Below are 690 nucleotides of genomic sequence, written 5' to 3'. Positions count from 1 at the left end.
GCGCCGTATCAGTCTGATCCATTTCGTAGGTATTGGTGGCGCGGGCATGTGCGGAATTGCAGAAGTGCTACGTAACCAGGGTTACCAAATCTCGGGTTCAGATTTAAATGAGTCAGCAGTGACAAAACGACTCGCTTCATTAGGAGTGAAAATCTATTTTGGGCATGATGCGGAAAATGTCGCACAAGCCGATGTAGTAGTGGTTTCTTCTGCGATTGATGAAAACAACCCGGAAGTGGCTGCAGCCAGAGAGCACCGTACGCCAATTGTTCCGCGAGCAGAAATGCTGGCTGAAATAATGCGTTATCGTCACGGTATCGCGATTGCGGGAACGCATGGCAAAACAACTACAACCAGTTTGATTGCATCGGTACTCGCCGAGGCAGGTTTAGACCCTACGTATGTGATCGGTGGTCGCTTAAATAGCGCGGGTACCAATGCAAGTCTGGGTGGGTCTCGATACCTGGTTGCTGAAGCAGATGAGAGTGATGCGTCATTCTTGCACCTTACACCGATGATTTCAGTGGTTACAAATATCGAAGCGGATCATATGCATACCTATGGTGGCGACTTCTCAAAGCTTAAACAGACCTTTGTAGACTTCCTTCATAACCTGCCGTTTTACGGTGCTGCGGTGATGTGTGTAGACGACCCAGTAGTAGAAGAAATAATGCCTCAGGTATCACGTGC

Annotated in this window: 1 protein-coding gene; it reads left to right on the top strand. The window is 48.6% G+C overall.

Annotated features, from left to right (window positions below; translation table 11 throughout):
• On the top strand, positions 1–690 hold a 690-nt coding region (gene murC / locus A3756_RS01365; protein WP_197481087.1), incomplete at both ends, for a UDP-N-acetylmuramate--L-alanine ligase.

Source organism: Oleiphilus sp. HI0086, from assembly GCF_001635225.1.
The sequence above is the reverse complement of the archived record's forward strand: the minus strand, read 5'-3'. Positions and strand labels throughout refer to the sequence as shown.